Here is a 1,405-nt window from a genome sequence, read left to right as displayed (position 1 = left end):
TCGATAGTGTGAACTATCTCCTACCCGATTTGCCGGCAGAAAGGCAGGAGTGGCTCGATTTAAACGTATTTCGTGTTATAGTAATCAGTAACAACAAATTTAAATGTTAAAGGAGAAAAATAGTGAAACTAATTTCATGGAATATTGATTCTTTAAATGCTGCTTTGACTAGTGATTCTAATCGAGCACTTCTATCGCGTGATGTTTTAAAAACTATCAGTACATACGATGCTGATGTGATCGCAATTCAAGAAACCAAGCTTTCTGCCAAGGGGCCAACTAAAAAACATGTGGAAGTTTTGAATGACTTTTTCCCCGACTATGCGCTTGCCTGGCGCAGTTCTGAAGAGCCAGCACGAAAATCTTACGCGGGCACGATGTTCATCTACAAAAAATCGTTAGACCCCACAGTCACCTATCCACAGATTGGTGCACCAGCGACGATGGATCAAGAAGGACGGATCACCACACTTGAATTTGAGAAGTGTTTCGTGACCCAAGTTTACACACCTAATTCTGGCAATAAGCTCGACCGTTTGAGCGACCGCCAGGTATGGGATCAGAAATATATTGAATATTTACAGACATTAGATCAACAAAAGCCAGTCATCAGTTCAGGTGATTTTAACTGTGCGCACGAAGAGATCGACTTGGCTCACCCAGACCGTAATCATCGTTCCGCCGGTTTTACTGATGAAGAACGGATTGATTTTACTAAACTTTTGGAAAGCGGATTTACCGACAGCTTCCGGACTGTTCATGGTAATGTCACCGGAGCTTATTCATGGTGGGCTCAACGGGTCAAAACCAGCAAAACGAACAACTCGGGCTGGAGGATCGACTATTACCTGGTCAGCGACCGCATCAAAGACAAAATCATTAAATCTGAAATGATCGATTCTGGTACGAGACAAGATCATACACCGATTTACCTAGAGATCGACCTTTAGAAAAACATATTTGCAAAAATAAGTCTTAACTTTTAGGACTTTTTTCTAATTGCGAAGGGGGCAGCATGGAAAAAGCAGATCTGATGCAGTATCTGACTGAAATCAGCAGGTTACCGCTCAAAACAGACGGTCATTATACTAAAAAAGAATTGCTCACAAAGCGCTTTTTGTTGGCTCAAGATGAGCGGCTGCAAATTTACTTTGCGCCGCACAACTTAATTACCCAGCGCAAAGCTCGCATAATGATCGTAGGTATTTGCCCCGGGTGGACGCAGACAGAAATAGCCTTTCAAACGTATCGCGCCAACTTAGATTTAACCTTGAATGCACGCTTGCTCAGCTGTAAAAAAGCTAGTCGCTTTGCAGGCGGAATGCGGAAAAACTTGATCGAGATGCTCGATCAGCTAGACTTACCGGCATACTTGGGCTTAAGGTCAGCTGCAGAGTTGTTTGAC

Annotated in this window: 2 protein-coding genes; both read left to right on the top strand. The window is 43.1% G+C overall.

All coding sequences use genetic code 11. The features are described 5' to 3' along the window. Positions 1–122 precede the first annotated feature (122 nt). On the top strand, positions 123–950 hold the full coding sequence (locus FC65_RS10665) for an exodeoxyribonuclease III (protein WP_056972717.1): 828 nt from the start codon (positions 123–125) through the stop codon (positions 948–950). 65 nt (positions 951–1,015) lie between these two features. Then, on the top strand, positions 1,016–1,405 hold a 390-nt coding region (locus tag FC65_RS10660), incomplete at its 3' end, for a hypothetical protein (RefSeq protein ID WP_202813875.1).

It is taken from the genome of Ligilactobacillus acidipiscis DSM 15836, from assembly GCF_001435755.1.
Classification (GTDB): Bacteria; Bacillota; Bacilli; order Lactobacillales; family Lactobacillaceae; genus Ligilactobacillus; species Ligilactobacillus acidipiscis.
This window is presented reverse-complemented; position numbering and strand designations above follow the sequence as displayed.